The following is a 19344-nucleotide window of genomic DNA, read 5'->3' as shown; positions in this document are numbered from 1 at the left end:
TTGATTGGTAATCATACTATAATTCCAAATAAAACATGTATTTTTAATTAAAAACAATTGAATCAATGGTTACAGAAACAGACAGAGAAATAATCGACATCTTAAAAACAAATGCTCGAGCCTCTTTTGCCGAAATTGGAAGAAAAATAGCACTTTCTCCCTCTGCAGTTCGAGAACGCGTTCAGAAATTAGAAGATCTGGGAGTTATAAAATCTTATGGCGTTAAATTAAATCAGGCTCTTTTAGGAAATGGATTGGAGGTGTTTATTCTACTAAAAATCTTTGACGGGAAGCTAAAATATATTTTAACAGAAATCAATACATATCCTGAGGTAAAGGAAGCATATAGAATCACTGGACCATATAACATCCACGTTCGCGTTGTGCTTCGCGATCAGCTACATCTACAACAATTTATAGATAAACTCATCCGATATGGCAGCCCCACTACCCTTCTCATTCTATCAGAAATTGAAAAAAGCAAGGGCAGCTGATTAGAGCTACCCTGACATATTTATCTATTCTAAGATGATTTTTAATTAGGCTGTATAGTAAACGAGTACTCATATTCCTTATTGGCAGGAATGGTATATTCCGGGTGGACCAATCGTCCCCATGAGGTATCGCCGCCAACGCCCATTTGCATATAATCAATGTTCCATTGTACCGTGTCGCCAATTTTAATATCGGCACCGTGCTTTTTAGTAACGGGCACCAAACCAGAAGCCGATTCGCTGGCATCATCACTATTAAAATCGATTTCAGTCATAGCAAATGGCCAAACACTTGTGTTAAGTAAAATAGGACTTGACGCCGTCAGTTTTACATGAGGTGACGAAACTTCAACCCAACGGACATCGGTTTTATTTCCTGTTTCCTGCGGACGGAGGTATCTTTCAAACTGATCATCGATTTTCCCCGAGTATACGCCTGTTTTAACTCCAGTTTTCCTGTCCCAATAACTTTCCGTCTCCCCTTTTCCATACCAAGACACATCCGTAAAATCATTGGATAAGGTCATGTACATTCCTAAACGAGGGATATTGGGTAAATCCGTTTGATTGGGTGTAAAGCTAAAATGGACATTTAGATTTCCATCGGTTTTCAATGTGTATTTCACCTCTACTTTTGCTTCATTATTTGGCAATAGATAATTGACTTTATAAGCTACGCCTTCATTGGATTTAGTAGGGTTTTCTAACAACTTAGAACTATAATTATAGGTGGCGTCCTGCCAGATTTTAGCCCAGTCCTGCATGTTATTACCTAAATCATTGTCGGTTGGTGCTCTCCAGAAATTTGGACGAATCGCTTCATTGGTAATGAGTTTTCCGTTATACGTCCACGATTGGATTTCTCCTGTTTCTGCATTGATCTTCAAGTCAACAAGGTTATTTTTTATCGTAAAAGCATCCTTGTCTTTACTGATTTCAAGGGATTCACCTTCAGAAGAAATTGGCATTTTAAATTGTCCTTTTTGAAGTACAAACTCATCCCAGCCTACTTCATAGCCTTTCGGAATTAAATCTTTGGCATCTTTTTGAATTAAACTGACTTGAAGTATATATTCATTTCCTGAAGAAAAAGAACATGGAAATTTCTCAAGTTTGATTTTCTCAGTCTCTTGAGGCTTCACATCAACGGTAATATTATCATTTTCAAACACTTCCTTTCCGTTTTCCAAAATTTTCCAAGCGATGGTTTTATCTGAGAAATCCACAAAGAAATTCTTGTTGGTAACTTCTATAACGCCATTCCCTAAATAATTAAATTGGACAGGTTCATAAACCTTTTTAACTTCGGTCAAATGTGGATGTGGTACACGGTGCGGATCGACCAAACCGTTATTTAAAAAGTTGCCGTCGGTTGGCAAGTCTGGATGGTAATCATGTCCATAGGCAAAATACGGATTGCCATTTTCGTCTTTATATTCCAAGGCCTGATCTACCCAATCCCAAATATAACCACCTTGAAGATTCGGATAGGTTTCAATGATATCCCAATAATCCTGCAAGTTGCCCACCGAATTCCCCATAGCGTGCGCATATTCAATCATGATGGAAGGCTTATCAGAATCTGATTTTCCATGATTGATCAGATATTCCGGTTTTGGATACATTGGACAATACAAGTCTGTGTAATCATCTTTTCTCGCAGGCTCATATTGCACAATCCGATTATCATCATGTGATTTTAACCACTTATAGGTGGTTCTAAAAATCTCCCCCGTTCCTGCTTCATTCCCTAAAGACCATGAGTAAATTGAAATATGATTTCTGTCGCGGTAGTACATGCGTTGTGTACGCGCTTCATGTGCTGGCAACCAGCTCATTTCATTACCTATTTGCGTATTTTTGTCTATGGCTAACGGGTGACTTTCAATATTGGCCTCATCTACAACATACAGACCATATCTATCACAAAGTTCCAGCCAATACGGATCATTGGGATAATGTGAGGTCCGCACGGCATTTATGTTATTGAGCTTCATAAGCTGAATATCTTTTTCCATCGATTCTTTTGAAACGATATGCCCTGTAAGCGGATCCGTTTCGTGACGGTTGACGCCACGAATATAAATGGCTTTCCCGTTAATCAACACCTGAGCGTTTTTAATCTCTACACTTTTAAAGCCTACATTTCTGGTGATGAATTGATCGTTTTTTGCATTAGTTTCATCTTCTAAAACTATGTTTAAAGTATATAAATTGGGCTGTTCGGCCGACCATTTTTTTACATCCTCAAAACTGCTTTCTGAAGAAAACGTCACAGTATCATTCGCGGGAATCTCTACAACTTTAGTGTCGGTGAATTTGGATATTTCGCCATCTAAAACTTCTACGGACACTTTTCTTTTAACAGGCTCCGTAGAATGATTGGCTATTGACACGGTATTTTTGAAAATGCCATTGGTGTAGTCATCATCTAAATTGGTATAAGCGTAATAATCTGTAACGGTCACTTTTGGTTGCGTATATAAATAGACGTCGCGCTCAATACCACTCATGCGCAAAAAGTCCTGGCTTTCCAAATAACTGGCATCACTCCATCGGAACATTTGTAAGGCCAACAAGTTTTTTCCTTCTTTTAAGTACTTGGTGATATTAAATTCCGCGGGCAATTTACTACCTTGTGAATAGCCAACATAGTCCCCATTGAGATACACATACATTGCCGATTTGGCTCCAGCAAAATGCAAGATGACGTCTTCAGATAAAAAATCTTTATTTAAAGTAATTTCTTTTCTATAAGTACCTACGGGATTATAATCTGTTGGTGCATCTGGCCAGGTCGTGGTAAACGGATAGCGTTCGTCCAAATAAATTGGATGATCGTAACCCTCCACTTCCCAATTAGCAGGAACTGGAATGGTTGTCCAATCGGAATCGTCAAAATTCACATTTTGAAATGTGGTGGGTCTTGTTTTTGGATCTTTAACCCAATTAAATTGCCACGGTCCGTTGAGACTCATGAATCTCTTTGAGTTTTCCTTTTCTTTAAGATCAGCCGATTCAAATGCGAAATAAGTCGCCCTAGGTGGTAGTTTATGATCTTCGAAAATCTCGTGATTAAAGTGCGATTTTTGCTCTGGCACTTCCATAAGCGGTGCAGTTTTGCAACCCATTACGAATAACAAGGGAATAATATTTAATAGTCTCAATCTCATCTCTATAATTTTAAAGTTGCATAAAATCTTCTGCAAATATTTTTCTTAAATAAAAAAGTAACTCTTCGGCGTTAGCCTTGGTAAAAATAATTGGGGGTTTAATCTTCAATACGTTATGATCAGGGCCATCGGTACTCATTAAAATACCATGGTCTTTCATTCTATCTGTTAAATAATCGGTTTGGGCGGCTAATGGATTCATATCCGCATCCACCAATTCAATCCCAAGAAATAAACCTTGTCCACGTACATCACCAATAATCGGAAATTCTTGAGCTAACTTGCGGAGTTCATCCTTTAAAAATGTTCCAATTTTCAAGGCGTTTTCTTGCAAGTTCTCGCGCTTTACGGTGCGAATCACCTCAGCCCCGATAGCGCAAGAAACAGGATTCCCTCCAAAGGTGTTGAAATATTCCATGCCATTTGCAAACTTATCTGCAACTTCAGGTGTACAGGCCACTGCGGCAACAGGATGGCCGTTTCCTAAGGGCTTGCCAATAGTGACAATATCCGGAACGACATTGTGCAATTGAAAGCCCCAAAATGTTTTCCCCATCCGGCCACAACCCGTTTGGACCTCATCAGAAATACAAAGGCCACCAACGGCTCTCACTTTTTCATATGCTTTGGCTAAAAAACCTTTAGGCAATTCAATTTGTCCGCCACAACTGATGATGGGCTCAATGATGAGTGCACCAACCCCGCGTCCCTTTTTATGGACAGCATCGATTTGCTTTTGAACTTCTTCTGCATATTTTTCTGCGCTGTCCTCCCCTCTATAGGTCCCTCTAAATGCATCTGGCAAAGGGAAAATATGGGTATGTTCTGGGGCACCACTGCCACCCTTTCCATCAAACTTATAGGAACTGATGTCAATGCACATATTACTGTTGCCGTGATAGCCCACTTCACTTGCTATTATATCACGTTCGCCAGTGGCTGCTTTGACCATTCTAATGGCCAGTTCATTGGCTTCACTACCCGAATTGACAAAATGTAAAACGCTTAATTCTGGCGGCAACGTTTCAATAAGTTCTTCGGCCAAGGCGTTAATATTCTTGTGCAAATAGCGCGAATTGGTATTGATCAAAGCCATTTGTTCCTGACCAGCCTTTACCACTTTATAATTCTCATGGCCAACATGGGCCACGTTATTGACGGTATCCAAATATTTATGTCCGTACTGATCCATTAAATATTGGCCAGCCCCGCGAACCATCTTGATGGGTTCTTTATATTGAAGACTTAAGCTTTTGCCTAAATGTTGTTTTCTATAGCTGATTAATTCGGCATTGGAAGTACCAACAGTTTTTTGAAGCGCTTCGGATTTAAAAAACAAATTCGGATTGGGGCAGATGTTTTTCCACACGTCAATTTGATTATAATAAGCCACTCCGGGGAAATCATTCTTATAATCTAAAAGCGAAAGCATAATTTGAAAATGAAGATGTGGCACCCAATTGCCATTTTCTTTTGAGGTTCCTAATTCGCCGATTATTTGATCTTTCTTTATAGTGTCTCCTACTCTGTGTTTAGTAGCACTTTCAGCCGATAAATGCCCATATAAGGTATAGAATTCAAAGTCTACAGCTTGGTGTTTTAAGATCACCAATCCACCGTATTCCTTATCACCAGTTTCATTAACAGCAATAACCACTTCTCCATCAAATAACGTATTGACAATGGTGCCGCTCGGTAACCAAAAGTCGACACCTAAATGGATTGTTCTACTTTCCTTACCAGAATTTCCTATTTTATCATAAGCACCGGACGTATATAAAGCTCGAGGTTCTAAATAACCACCAGCGATAATATTATTGGGATGTTTCTTTTGAAGTTGATCTATTTTAAATTGAAAGAGATCCAAATCATTAAATTCTTCTTGATGGCCGATCCATTTGCTTGATACACTTAAATCGACGTGATGTGCCTCTTTCTTGTCAATGGTTTTAAACAGCTGATTTAGTTTGAAACTTTGTTGTTCGGCCCAATCTTGAAATGATTTTGCCTTAGGATGTGCGGCGTAACCACAGGCATTTCTAAAACTATAATGTGCAAAATCCGCACTTATATGTCGCCATTTTTCAAGTACTTCCCAAGCTGGTTTTTCACTGATCAACAAGTAAGTGTTATTAGGTTCTGCAATTTTATTGATGGCCGATTTAGTGACTGAAATCACCAATCGCATGGCAATAGCATTGTACAAATGCGCTAATTCCTCTTCTTGTAATGCAAACGTCGAATGATAGCCTTGAACAATCGGTAAAGCCGCTTCCAACGGATCGTTATGATCCATTATGGCATAGGCACAGGCAACCGCAACATCATTGATAATCTGGGTATGAACAGCGTCGCCATAATCGATGACTGCCTCAACTTTAGGTCCAATTAAATCGGAAGAGACAATGATATTATTATCGTTGGCATCATTGTGAACAACTGCTTTTCTTAATGATGAATAGGTATCTTGAGAGTTTTCAAATAGATTTTGAAAATGCTCAACGATGGCTTTTTCCTCGCTATTAAACAGGTCAACATGGGCTTTTGTCCAAAGTGATTGTGCTACATCCCAATCAAAAGTACGATGTGCTTCTGCATGATCAAAACCTTGCAGCGCTTGTGTCAACAATCCGCATTGTTTACCTAAACTATAACGCAAATCGTCTAATTGCGGATTCACACCACTCCAAACGCGTCCGGACACCCAACTTAATAAGCGAACGTGTCGTTCATTACCAAAATTATCGGTGATTTTGGAGATTGCATTTCCATCAATGTCCGATATTACTTTTGGCGCCATAAGATTTCGCCCATGATCCGCAACAAACTGCAATAGTTGTTGTTGAAAATCGAGATAGTCTTCATCTTCGTTTGGACGCGAAATTTTCAGAATATAACCAGGATTATTATCAACTTTTATTCGAAAGTTAAAATCCAATTCCCCAGGAAGTGCTGTTGCTTTTCCTTTAATCTGATATAGCTTGAAGAGGATGTCTTCAGCCTGCTGATTTGATATTTTTAGGTTGTCGTAGTTCATTTAGTCGTTTTGTAATAGCATGATAAGATGTGCTGCACTCCAACTGAAATTTTGAGCATTTAAGCCTTCTCCAGTAATGGGATGGTAATTTTCACGAATGGCTTTTCCTTTGCCTAAAACCCCATCGGCTCCTTCAATAATTTGAATGGTCGCTTGATCTGCCTCGGTATTAAATCCGTAATTACGCAGGCCTTGAACTCCAAAATAAGCTTGATCCAGCCAGTTTGGTCCTCTCCAATAACCTCTTAGTGGATTGAATTTCTCATGATCTGCGCTCATGGTTTGAAATGGCACTTTAGTATAAAATTTTTCAGGATCCATCATTTTAAGTTTTACAGCATTTGCTTGCTCTTGTGTTGCGGCATTTGCCCAAAGTGCGGTCCAACCTTCACTTCCTTCACCTTTAATAAAGGTTTTACCGTCAAGAGTGGTGTCGTAAAACCAACCGTCTTCGGGGTCAAAAAATTGCTCTTGGATTTTATCTTTTAAAATTGCTGCCTCGTCTTTATAGGTTTTTGCCTCCTCTAATTTATTGATTATCTCTGCCAATTCACTTAAATAGAGCTTTTCAGCATATAAATAAGCATTTAAATCGACACTTTCCTGATCCAAAGAATACGCCCCTTCTCCGTTTTTAAGAATTTTGGAATCGTCAAAACGAATGGCATTATCCATCCCGCTTTCCCATTTTGCAGCAACTACGGTGCCGTCCGTAGAACCATACTCAGCCAGACCATCTTGGTCATGATCGCGTTTGGTGTACCACCACTCGTGGTATTTTTTAATTTTTGGATACAACTCTTTTACAAATTCCAAATCTTTATCCTTTTCGTAGATATGAGCTACCGCCCAAGCCGAAAGTGGCGGTTTCGTATCTCGGTAGTTATGCGCTTCAATGGTGGTGTCTCGAAAAATACAGTCGACTATAAATCCATCATCACTCTGAAAATCGAACATGGCGCGCATTTGATTTTTCGCCAAGTCAATATTGTAATAGGATAATCCAACAGCATGTTTCCACGAATCCCAGGCCCAAAAGCCGTGGAAGCCTATATAATGATAACTCGGAAACAAGCCTTCATTGGTCAATTCCCCTGCAGGGATTCGCCAGTTGTTTTGTAAAGTCAAATGTGATTTTGCCAGAACTCCAGCATATTTATCCTCCTTAAATTCTGGTTTTCTATTTTCAATAATGGCTTTTAACTGAGCATTCTTTTCGTTTTTTCGAGCCTCAAATAAAGAATCAAAATTCACGTTTGTTATACTTTGTTGCTCCTCTTCCCAAGAATATTCAGGAAAAATAAAGGTTTGCGCCACAACAATTTCTTTGGTCTCGTTGGGATTTAATGTTAAAACGTCTTTTGCTTTGTAGTATAAGCTATCGACCAATTCAACCTTCGTGTTTTTAGGAAAAGTGAGGTAGCCGACGGCATTTGTTTTTGAAGAATTAATCGTGATGGTGTGATTATTTTGTGATAATGAAATACCTTCAATCAATATTGGTGCATTTTCATAAAGCACTTCCACATCGATTGTTTCGTTGCCAGTGTTCTTGATTTTGGTCTGCAATAAAGCTGTGTGCCCGTTTTTGAAAAACAAGGTTTCATCAACAGCTATTTTATTGCTTGAATAATGCATTTCCAAGTGACTGGAATAACTACGTGATGAATCTGTATTTAATGATTCAGGGGCGTTGTCCACCTGAATCATAGAATTAATAAAAGAAGTACTTAACCAAATCCCGTTTTGTTGCGTCATTAAAAAAGGCCCTGTAAAGCCAATCACATCACTTGTATCTTCAGGCATCCCATAGGCAAACCAAGCGCCTTGATCAGAAAACATAAGACCTGACCTATCTTTGGCATCTTTCGGTATAATATGATAATCCAAAATGTTTTCACTGAAATCCAGGAAATTATTTGTGTCCTCAGTTTTCTGTTTTTCTTTTGAAGAATTGCAACTCAAATTAAACAACATCCCGAGTGCAATTAAATATTTGGCCATTGTTTTCAGATACATCTTTTTAACCATTTCAAAGTTTTAAATCCATTTATATTATGACATAGCAAATTTCGAATTTTTATTGACAATAACGTAAATCTCACCTTTACTTGACCTTACAAATGCCTCTTTGATTAAAATTATTAAATTAATATTGTCGATATTTGATAACACGCAAATCATTCTAAAAAGTATAAGTACAGCTCTGTTAATAAGAAATTCTGATTCATGAAGACGTTGACACATTTTGTTCTTTTCACCTTTATATGTCTCTGTTTTACAACACAGGCACAAACGAATATATGGGATGAGAATCCAGCCGACTCGCAAGTTGAGCTGGACAGTTTGTTAACCGTATTGCCAACGGTAAATCGCGCGGACAAAACACCTTTGTTAAATAGGATTGCAGAGATCTTTTGGTCAATCAACCCTGACAAAACCATAGAATATGCTTCTGAAGCCTTACAGCTTTCAAAGGAATTTAATCAAAAAGAGCAAGAAGGTTTGGCCCTTATCAATCTTTGCCAAGGCTATTTGTTTAATGACATTTATGACAAGGCATTACAATATGGATTACAGTCTTTAGAAATTCGGAAAGAGATAGGAAATGACTACGATTTAGCTTTTACCCTACGCACGCTTGGATGGCTCTATTATGACATTGGATATTTTGACAAAGCCTTAGAATATCATACGGAAGTACTCAAAATACACGAAAGAATAGGCTCTAAACAACGGATTGCCTACAGTTACAATAGTATAGGACTGATTTATGAGGGGAAAGGCGATTGTAATTTAGCATTATCATTTTTTAAGAGATCCTTAGAACTCATCGAAGCGCTCGACAACAAGGACAGAATTGCCGAGGCCATGACCAATATGGGCATCTGTTATCGTAAAATCGACGACCTTGATTTGGCCATAAAATACTTAGAATCGGCGCTAGCGATTACCAATGAAATCAAATTCGATCACAAAAAAGTTTATATACTCCATGAACTTTCCATTGTTTATTTGAAACAGGAAGATTTTAAAAAAGCCTATGCTTTACTGGAAGAATCGCGGATGATTATTCAAACCATAAAAAACAATAAGGAATTAATTTTAGAGAACAATAGAATCACATCCGATTATTATGTAGCAACAAACAATTATAGGGAGGCCTATAATTACTATAAGAAATACATTGATGAAACCTCTGAAATTTTCTCGAACACAGAAAGTGAAAGGCTCGCAGAAATGAGGATTCTATTCGAAGCCGAACGTCGTGAAAACGAAATAAAGTTATTGGAGCAAGAACGTAACTTAGAAGCCCAAAAAAGAAACTTCTTACTTATTGGCTCAATCTTATTGGCAATTATTGCTATTTTAATTATTGCAAGTCTCTGGAATAATATTAAAAAGAAGAAAGCCCTTTACCTACAAAACCACAGACTATCTAAAGAGAAACTAAAAACACAATCTTTAGAACGCGAGAACCTTGAACACAAATTAGAATTCCGCCAGAAGGAACTCACAAACTTAGCCTTGTTTATCTCGCAACGCACCTCCATATATAAAGACTTCACCAAGTCTTTAAAAAACTTAAAATTCACCGATTTAAAAGAGCTCAAAAAAAACATCGATAATCTTATAAAAGAATATACGTTTAAGTTTGATTTTAACGAAGACATTCAACGCTTCCATGCCAATATAGAAAATCTGCAAAGCGACTTCTTGTTTAAAATCAAAGAAAAATTTCCGCACTTAACGGATAAGGATGTTCAGCTAGCAGTACAGGTCAAACTCAAACTTAGCTCCAAAGAAATTGCCAACATTAATAATATCTCTTTAAATTCCGTAGAAATTGGCAGACATCGATTAAGAAAAAAACTCGGCTTGGAGTCAAAAGACAATCTTGTAACTTTTTTAGAAAACATTTGAGTTATAAGGTTATTTCTCATACCATTTTGCTTTCACCTCTTCTTACAACACAAACGGATCAGTAAATTATACCCACATAATCAGTTACTTAAACATCAATGTTAAGATTTCAAAAACCTTAATAAAACCAAATTTTATATAGGTTGTAAAGGTCAAGTAAAGGTGATTTACAATGTTTTGTCTCAAATTAATTTCATATTTGGTATTCTTAAACTTAAGTTAAACCGAAGTTTCAGCTAACTAATAAAGAAATTACTAACATGAAAAAACAACAATCAAAAAATCAAATTCACACTTATAAAAGTCTGTTTTTATTACTTTTTGTATTTGTGTCTTTTGGATTTATGACCAACACGCATGCTCAAGGCATTTTGGTGAAAGGAACTATTACAGATAATGCTGGAATACCTGTCGCAGGAGCAACGGTTATGGTCAAAAGCGATCCTTCTGTTGGAACACAGTCAGACTTTGACGGAAATTATTCTCTTGAAGTACCAAACAGCCAAACTATATTAGTATATAGTTACCTAGGTTTTTCAACTCAGGAAATCACGGTAGGCACTCAAACAACCATCAATGTATCATTACAAGAAAGTGCTGAAGATTTGGATGAAATCGTAATTGTAGGCTATGGTACCCAAAAGAAAAGTGATGTTACTGGGGCCATAAGCTCCGTCAAAAGCGAAGACCTCACTAAAGTGGTCACCACAAATCCGGTAGATGCACTTCAGGGCAGGGTGTCGGGTGTGACGGTCACGGCTTCTTCTGGAAGTCCTGGCTCAACTTCTGATATCACCATTAGAGGGATTGGAAGCTTTGGAAACAATCAACCGCTTTATATTGTTGATGGCGTACAAGCTGATCCGTATTTTTTAAATGCCAATGATATTGAGTCCATTGAAGTTTTAAAAGACGCGGCTTCTGGTGCTATTTACGGAACACGAGCCGCTAATGGTGTCATTATCATTACCACAAAAAAGGGTAAAGCTGGCAAAACAAAAATCGAGATTGAAAGTTCTTTAAGTTCCAATACAGCTAGAGAGGACATGAAGTTACTTGATGCTGATGGTTATGTCTCAGTACATAGGCAGATGTACGAGAATGCAGGTGCAAGTCTACCGCAGTATGTTCAAAACCCACCCAATGTAAATACTAATTGGATTGATGAAACTCATAGAACCGGCCAATTAAACCTATTGAATGTTCGGGTCAGTGGCGCATCAGATAATATCAATTATAGTGTAGCTGGTAGTTACGCTGATGAAAAAGGAATCTTAATCGGTTCTGGCTTTACCAAAAAAGGTATCAATGCCAACCTTTCATCCACGAAAGGGAAATTAAAAATCAATACGAGTTTAAATTATAGTGAAACAAATCAAGAGGATTATAAATTCTCCCTTAGGGAAACCTATTTCATATCACCCTTGATTCCTGTTTTAGATCCGTCTAAACCATCAGGATATGGTTATAGAAGTGGCGATCTACCTGACCATCGAAATCCAGTTGGTGAAGCTGCTATTATTGATGGCTACACCAAGATGAAGTATTTCTTAGGAAATGTAGGCTTTACTTATGAAATAATTGAGGGACTAAATGCCAACGCAAACTTCTCCTTGGCCAACAGAGATACTTATACTTATGCTTTTCATCCTCCATTTCAGGTAAGGGATATTGATGACAATCCTCAGAATGAATACGCTTTTGTTTCTGAGTACAACAGCGAATTTAGAAGGTTAAATCAAGAGTATACGCTCAATTACCAGTTTGATATAGGTAAGCATTCGGTTAATTTATTGGCAGGATATCAAAGAATTTCTGAACCATTTAAGGAGACCTATGTTCAAGCCGAAGGTTATAAATTTGATGAGAATGGCGATAAAATCCCAGCTACAATATTAGATCCAAGTTTCAACACTATGAATGCTTTTGGCGACGGCACTTATTCTGCCGAAGGAACAAACGCAGAATATGCATTGGTATCACAATTTGGAAGGGTCAATTATGCCTACAATGATCGCTACTTATTTCAAGCAAGTGTCCGAAGGGATGGCAGTTCAAAATTTGGAAAAAACAATCAATACGGTGTTTTCCCATCAGTAGCTGCTGGTTGGAAGATAACAGATGAAGATTTTATGAAGAATCAAAATATCTTCAACTTCCTAAAACTACGCTTTAGCTGGGGACAAGCGGGTAATGATAGTGCTTTAGGATATTATGATTATATAGCCCTTATCTCTCAAGGAAAAGACAGGAGCAATGGAGGTTACGTTTTTGGAAATCCACAAACCTCATATTTAGGAAGTATCGCTCGCGATTTGCAGAATGACGATCTTCAATGGGAAACGAACACCTCATCAAACTTCGGAATCGACTTTGCCTCATTGCGCAATAAGTTGAAAGGGGCCATCAATTATTACAGTACAACTACTCAAGATTTGCTCATTACAAAAGAGGTCTCCCCATCAAGCGGGGTCAACAATCCGATTGTAAACGTTGGTGAATTTGAAAATAAAGGATTGGAATTAGAATTGGGCTATGTCAATAAAGACAGCGAATTTGGTTACTCGGCTTTTGGAACCTTTACCACCATTAACAGTGAAGTCACAAAACTAAGTAACGCCAATCAAAAATTATATGGTATTGGTTTATTGTTCGGATCGGATCATTTTGTGAATCAAACCCAAGTAGACTATGAACCTGGCGCCTATTTTTTACCTGTAGCCGATGGCATTTTCCAATCACAGGCCGAAATTGATGCTCACGGTGCGCAACCAAATGCCTCTCCTGGAGACATTAGATTTGTAGATCAAAATGGTGATGGTGTAATAGATTCAATGGACGAAACCTATCAAGGCACCGCAATACCTAAATACGAATACAGTTTGAGTCTTGCAGCCGATTACAAGAAATTTGACTTCAATATATTCTTCCAAGGTGTTGGAGGCAATAAAATTTATAACGGCAATGACTTTAGATTGTTAAGTTTAGATACCGGAAGGAATTACAGAGCTGAAGCGGAGAACGCTTGGACACCTTCCAATACCAACACCAACATTCCAAGAGCTGTATTGGGCGATCCTAACAGAAACAGTAGAGCCTCAACGCGATTTTTAGAAAAAGGTGATTATTTAAGAATCAAGACCATTCAGATTGGGTATTCGTTACCGACCAATATTCTAGAAACTTTAGAGTTGGATAAATTCAGAGTTTACCTTACCGGACAGGACTTATTTACATTTACCAAATATAGTGGCTTAGACCCTGAAGTTGGAGGAAGTGTATTGTCAAGAGGTATTGATATTAATTTATATCCGAAATATAAATCGATAATTTTTGGAGTTCAATTGGCATTTTAAAAATTACAAAATAAAACAATATGAAAAACGTATATAAAATAGTTTTAGTTGCTTTAATATTAACAACTACAACATCATGTAATGACGATGATTTCTTAGAACAAACATCAGTTGATCAATTAACCTCTGCCAGTTTTTGGAGAAATGCCGAAGACGCGCAGTCTGGTTTAGTAGCTGCCTATTCAGAATTGGAATCAAGAAGCAATTTCTGGGATGGCTGGCAAGAAGGACGTCCAGTGGTCGAATATTTCAGATCTGATTATGCTTTACCAGGACCGGATGCGAGCAACTATGCCCATTGGATGTCCATATATAATTTCAGTTACACCAATGGCCATACTTTTATAGATGTGATATGGACCACCAACTATAAAGGATTAAATTTTGCCAATCAAGTTATTACCAAAGTTGGAGAAATGACCTCTGACAAAATATCGGATGCCGAGAAAAAGCAAATAATTGGAGAAGCTACTTTTTTAAGAGGCTATTACCACTTTAAATTATTGACGCTTTATGAGCAAATTATCTTAAGGACTGAGTTAATCTCCAACGAGACCTTAGATAAACCGTTATCCACTCGTCCAGAAGCTTGGGAAGTGATCATTAACGACTTCAAACAAGCTGCCGAGATGTTACAAACAGTGGACAATACCGAGCCTGGAAGAGCCACAAAAGGAGCCGCCCTGGCCTATTTAGGAAAAGCTTATATGTATAAAGCTGGCGATCCTTCTTCATCTGAAGCCTCTGACTTTGAAAATGCAGCCTTGGCGTTTAAGCCTATTGTTGAAGGCTCAGCGGGTTCTTATGCCTTAGAGTCTGATTTTTCAAGTCTGTTTAATGGCGAAAATGAAAACAATAAAGAATCCATCTTTGAACTCCAGTTTAAAACCGCAGATGCCACTTCAAATAATTCGACAAGATTACATGCTTTTGTAGGCGATTGGTCTGTAGGTGGATGGGGCGGAATTGCCGCCACCATGGACATTGTCAACGAAATGAAAAGTGAAGGCATGATTGCCAGCAACGGTCTGTATGACAATAGACTTTACGGTTCGCTATACTTTAGAGATCCGTTTTATAATGATCCTGATACCAACCAAATGCAGGGAAGTACATGGGACGAACTAATGTTGGAAACTTATGAAAACACAAATGATGATGCCGTTTATTTTAGAAAATGGTTACCTAATTATGTTTGGAACAATAGCTATGTTGGTGTGAATGTGGTATTGATGCGATATGCTGATGTTTTACTGATGTATGCCGAAGCTCTGAACGAAACCGGAGCTACACCTCAGGCCATAGACATCATTAATAACTTAAGGGCTGTTCATGGCTACATGCCTCCAATAACAGTAACCTCTCAAGCTGATGTCAAAAAACAGATCATCCATGAACGAACCATGGAATTAACCTTAGAATCTGTACGGTTTTTTGATTTAAGACGATGGAATATGTTGGACCAAGCCATGCAGGACGCAGGCAGAAGCGGATTTAATGCGGCATCTCACGCTTATTTGCCAATACCGTTATCAGAGATTAACTCCAACTCAGCCATTAATTAAATAAATATAGTTTTAATTTGATTTAGTCGAAAAGAGCTGTCATTTTATTGGTGACAGCTCTTTTTATTTTATATAGCGCTAAAGCCAAATGAAGCAACAGTTATGACATCAAATTAAATGCAAGTTTAATCCCTTCTATGATCATCCCCGTTCCTATGATTGCAATGATTAATCCCATTATTTTGCCAATTACTGAAATCACATTAAATCCAACAACTTTTACAATATACCTACTGAGTCTAAAAGTTATATAAGTCAATAAACTCATGGATCCAAAAATAGCAATGACTAAAAACACCTGGAATGGCGTCACATTAGCCACAAAGTTCATAGCCGTAACAATTGTTCCTGGCCCGGCCAAAATAGGAATGGCCAATGGCGAGACCGCAATATTCTCATCAATATGGACATCTTTAATGTTTTTTACGTTCGATTTTTTTGATTGTAGCATTTCAAAACCAATGTAAAATATTAGGATTCCTCCAGTAATCTTAAACGCAGGAATACTAATGTTAAACAGTTCGAAAATATATTTCCCCAATAAAACAAAAACGACAACAATAATAAAAGCAATAATATTTGCCCTCTTATTAATATCCCGTTTAGTTCTTTCGTCAGCACCTTGGGTCAAGGATAAGAAAATGGTCATGTTTGAGATTGGGTTGGTAATCGCAAAAAACCCGGTAAATACTGTAATCGAAAATGTTAATAGGTTATCCATTGGTTAAAGTATTTCAATGTTCAAAGAACTTGAATCACTGCTTTACTTCCTAAATAATTCTGATTTAATTTTAATCGCTCATAAAAAATAGTTTCGCCCCTTTTTGGTGTGCAATTCATAAGCTCCATAGCTAATTAACTTGATTCCTTATTTAATATCTCTTTCAGTAAAAACCTCTTTTGCTATTTTCAAGGCATTCAGCACACGCGGGAAGCCAGTGTATGGCAGCAAGTGAATGATAGCGCCAATTATTTCCTTTGGAGTCAACCCTATGGTAAGGCCAATATTGACGTGCAATCTCAATTGCGGTTCCAACCCCTGGGTGACCAATGAAGAAATTGTAATCAGCGTTTTATTCTCATCGGATAGTCCTGCTCTGGAATAAATGTCACCAAAAGCAAATTCAACAATATAATTTTCCAACTCGGAATCTAAATCCATTAAACTGTCAAAAGTGATAGAGTAAGCAGGTTTTTCTGATGGGTCTTCATATTTTTTTATAATGTCCATTCCCTGCTGATAGCGTTTTGATTTTTCCATGATTTTATTTTAATTAATTTATGATTATGTAGGTTTTTTCATCTGGACACTTAGCCTTTCAGATAATAATATAGACTTGTAGTTTCTCGTTCTGTGAGTAGAAAAATAAAGGAGTGACCACTTAAAATCCTATATGTTGAAATTAGGATATTATTCTTGAAAATAAAAATCAGAACTTCAAAAGGAGATCACATCATTAAGACCAAATAAAAAATCTCGACCCATACAGATTTAGAAAACACCTCTCGGAGCGAGACTTTTGTTACATAATTTTCTCAATTTCACTTTAAGAGTTTTCTCATTTTTTAAATAAATTATAATAATGCGTAGCGGCTGCAAGATCTTCTAAAGCGTGTCCTACAGACTTGAATAATGTAATTTGTTCATCATTACTTCTACCTTGATGTTTTTTAGCAGCCATTAAAAATAAGTCGGCTTTAATATCCTGCTCCGCCAATACTTTAGTTTTTAACGGAATGACGATATCACCACTTTCCTTTAGTCCGCCTTCATAAGTATCTACAAAAACTTCCGATTTTCTTATGGCATCATCATCGGCTTCTCGCATATCAGGACGATAAGCCCCAACCAAATCGATATGTTGACCAGGTTTTAGGTACTTGCCCAAAACAAGTGGTGTCGGTGAAAGCGTTGCAGCCGAAATGATGTCAACTTCGCTAATTTTAGCTTCAATGGTTTTTATAGGTACTATTTCAAAACTTTCCTCACTTAAGTCCTCACAGATAGCCTTTGCTTTGTCAAAATTCCTGCCCCAAACAAAAACCTGCTCTATGGGCCTTACACTTGCGTGAGCCTTAATAAGGTTTGGAGATAAAGCTCCAGTTCCAATCATCAATAATGATTTGGAGTTCTTTCGACTTAGAAATTTCGATGCCAAGGCTGATGCCGCGGCAGTGCGTTTCACGGTTAAACTTTTAGCTTCTATGAAGGCCTTAACTGAGCCTTTTAAGGCATCTAAATAAATATAAATGGCTTGAATGGCAGGTAAATCAAATTTTCCATTGGCTGGACTAACTGTCGCTATTTTCACACCCGCATCCTTCCCTGGATCCCAAGCAGGCATCAATAATAGCGTGGATTCCATACCAACTTCCGGATTGGGAAAATCATGATGATGTCGCATTGGCACTAAAAGTTCCTTATTGGCAAACATATTTTCTATGGCCGTGATTAAATTTGGGAAATTTGTGTTATTCTCAACAAAATCTGCATCAATTTGGACGATATTTTTCATAAAGGTTATGGATATATGATTATTAATTTTGTCTTTATAAATTGGATAAACCCATTTACTCTGAACGCCCACTTCGGGCTTTGACAATTATCAAAATATAACATTCAAAACTGATAAACCAAAAAGCAAATAAATCCCATTAACTAAAACTGCTTAGCTAATGAGATTTTTTAGGTTGTTCTTTTTATGGATTTCCGTTGAATATTAAACGAAGAATAGCACTTAGAGATTTTTGTAATCTGGTAAAGCAGGTCTGGTTTTTAGACTCTCCTCAATTGTTTTTATAGCAAATTTTCTTTCGTCCCCAATAAGTGGTAAGCGTGGTGCCCGTACATTTTCAGTTCCAAGACCAGTATAAACCTCAGCCAATTTTATGTTCTGCACCAATTCTGGAACAATATCCAATTCAAACAATGGCATAAACCATCTATGAATGTCTAAGGCCTCCTTAATTTGTCCGGCTTTAATCAATTCGTACATCGCCACGGTTTCTTCAGGAAATGCACAGACCAAGCCCGCCACCCAACCATCAGCACCAAGTACCATACTTTCAAAAGCAATGGTGTCAACGCCGGTCATAATTTTTAACCTATCGCCAAAACGATTTTTTATACGGGTGATATTCATTGTGTTTCGTGTCGATTCTTTCACCGCTTCTATATTGTCATGTTTTAATAACTCATCAAACATTTTATGGGTGATTTCTATTTTATAATCCACGGGATTATTATACACCATTATCGGTAGCGACGTGTTTATGGCAACTGAGTTGAAAAACTCCAAAGTCTCTCTGTCCGTGGATTTATAACGCATTGGAGGCAACATCATTAACCCTGACGCACCGTCTTCTTCCGCCATGTTTGCTGCCTTAACCGCCGCTTTGGTAGATTGTTCCGCCAAGGTGATCATTACAGGAACTTTTCCTTTAACCATGTCAACTGTAGATTTTGTCAAACTACGTTTCTCAGATTCTGTTAAGGTACTTGCTTCACCCAAGGTACCTCCCAAAACAATACCGTGTACACCAGCATCGAGTTGTGCTTTTAAATTAGTTTCAAACATTGCAAAATCTAAAGTATCATCATCATTAAATTTTGTTGTGACTGCTGGCATAATGCCTTCCCATTTTACACTCATAGATATAAATTTTATTGCTGTCTTAATTACCTACCAAATTTAATTAAGAAACCTGTGGTGTTATAGCTCATATTTATCAAGTGTTAATACTATATTGTCCTACCTATAGTAAATAACATTTTTTTTGAGTAATATTAGAATG

The 19344-nt window shown here is 37.6% G+C and carries 11 protein-coding genes; 4 read left to right on the top strand and 7 right to left on the bottom strand.

Annotated features, from left to right (window positions below):
• Window positions 1-65: 65 nt before the first annotated feature.
• Entirely contained in the window at window positions 66-494 is a 429-nt protein-coding gene (locus tag H3Z82_RS09175; RefSeq protein WP_182205206.1) for an Lrp/AsnC family transcriptional regulator, read from the top strand.
• A 41-nt stretch (window positions 495-535) separates the two neighbouring features.
• Here H3Z82_RS09175 and H3Z82_RS09170 read toward each other — a convergent pair whose 3' ends face one another.
• The 3 genes from H3Z82_RS09170 to H3Z82_RS09160 are packed head-to-tail and all read right to left on the bottom strand — an operon-like array spanning window position 536 to window position 8708.
• Window positions 536-3667: a glycoside hydrolase family 2 TIM barrel-domain containing protein gene (locus H3Z82_RS09170; protein ID WP_182205205.1), complete on the bottom strand. Its 3132-nt coding sequence runs from the start codon at window positions 3665-3667 to the stop codon at window positions 536-538.
• A gap of 10 nt (window positions 3668-3677) precedes the next feature.
• Window positions 3678-6704 (bottom strand): aminotransferase class III-fold pyridoxal phosphate-dependent enzyme, encoded by a 3027-nt coding sequence (locus tag H3Z82_RS09165; protein ID WP_182205204.1) that lies wholly within the window; start codon window positions 6702-6704, stop codon window positions 3678-3680.
• Entirely contained in the window at window positions 6705-8708 is a 2004-nt protein-coding gene (locus H3Z82_RS09160; protein WP_182205203.1) for an MGH1-like glycoside hydrolase domain-containing protein, read from the bottom strand.
• A 225-nt stretch (window positions 8709-8933) separates the two neighbouring features.
• On the opposite strand from H3Z82_RS09160, the gene H3Z82_RS09155 reads away from it, so the two are divergent.
• The 3 genes from H3Z82_RS09155 (at window position 8934) to H3Z82_RS09145 (ending at window position 15549) form a co-directional block, all read left to right on the top strand.
• Window positions 8934-10628, top strand: coding sequence for a tetratricopeptide repeat protein (locus H3Z82_RS09155; protein WP_182205202.1), 1695 nt, complete (start codon window positions 8934-8936; stop codon window positions 10626-10628).
• A gap of 260 nt (window positions 10629-10888) precedes the next feature.
• On the top strand, window positions 10889-13984 hold the full coding sequence (locus H3Z82_RS09150) for a SusC/RagA family TonB-linked outer membrane protein (protein ID WP_182205201.1): 3096 nt from the start codon (window positions 10889-10891) through the stop codon (window positions 13982-13984).
• Between the two features lie 20 nt (window positions 13985-14004).
• Window positions 14005-15549, top strand: coding sequence for a RagB/SusD family nutrient uptake outer membrane protein (locus H3Z82_RS09145; protein WP_182205200.1), 1545 nt, complete (start codon window positions 14005-14007; stop codon window positions 15547-15549).
• A 100-nt stretch (window positions 15550-15649) separates the two neighbouring features.
• Here H3Z82_RS09145 and H3Z82_RS09140 read toward each other — a convergent pair whose 3' ends face one another.
• From H3Z82_RS09140 to H3Z82_RS09125, 4 genes are all read right to left on the bottom strand, one after another.
• The gene (locus tag H3Z82_RS09140) at window positions 15650-16270 is read right to left on the bottom strand and encodes a MarC family protein (protein WP_182205199.1); all 621 of its coding nucleotides are present in this window, start codon (window positions 16268-16270) and stop codon (window positions 15650-15652) included.
• Window positions 16271-16417: 147 nt separating this feature from the next.
• Window positions 16418-16810, bottom strand: coding sequence for a carboxymuconolactone decarboxylase family protein (locus H3Z82_RS09135; RefSeq protein ID WP_182205198.1), 393 nt, complete (start codon window positions 16808-16810; stop codon window positions 16418-16420).
• A 298-nt stretch (window positions 16811-17108) separates the two neighbouring features.
• Window positions 17109-18065, bottom strand: coding sequence for an ornithine cyclodeaminase family protein (locus H3Z82_RS09130; protein WP_182205197.1), 957 nt, complete (start codon window positions 18063-18065; stop codon window positions 17109-17111).
• Window positions 18066-18287: 222 nt separating this feature from the next.
• Complete coding sequence (locus H3Z82_RS09125) at window positions 18288-19202, bottom strand: dihydrodipicolinate synthase family protein (RefSeq protein ID WP_182205196.1); 915 nt, start codon at window positions 19200-19202, stop codon at window positions 18288-18290.
• Window positions 19203-19344 lie beyond the last annotated feature (142 nt).

Source organism: Gelidibacter maritimus, assembly GCF_014062315.1.
GTDB classification, from domain to species: domain Bacteria; phylum Bacteroidota; class Bacteroidia; order Flavobacteriales; family Flavobacteriaceae; genus Gelidibacter; species Gelidibacter maritimus.
The sequence above is the reverse complement of the archived record's forward strand: the minus strand, read 5'-3'. Positions and strand labels throughout refer to the sequence as shown.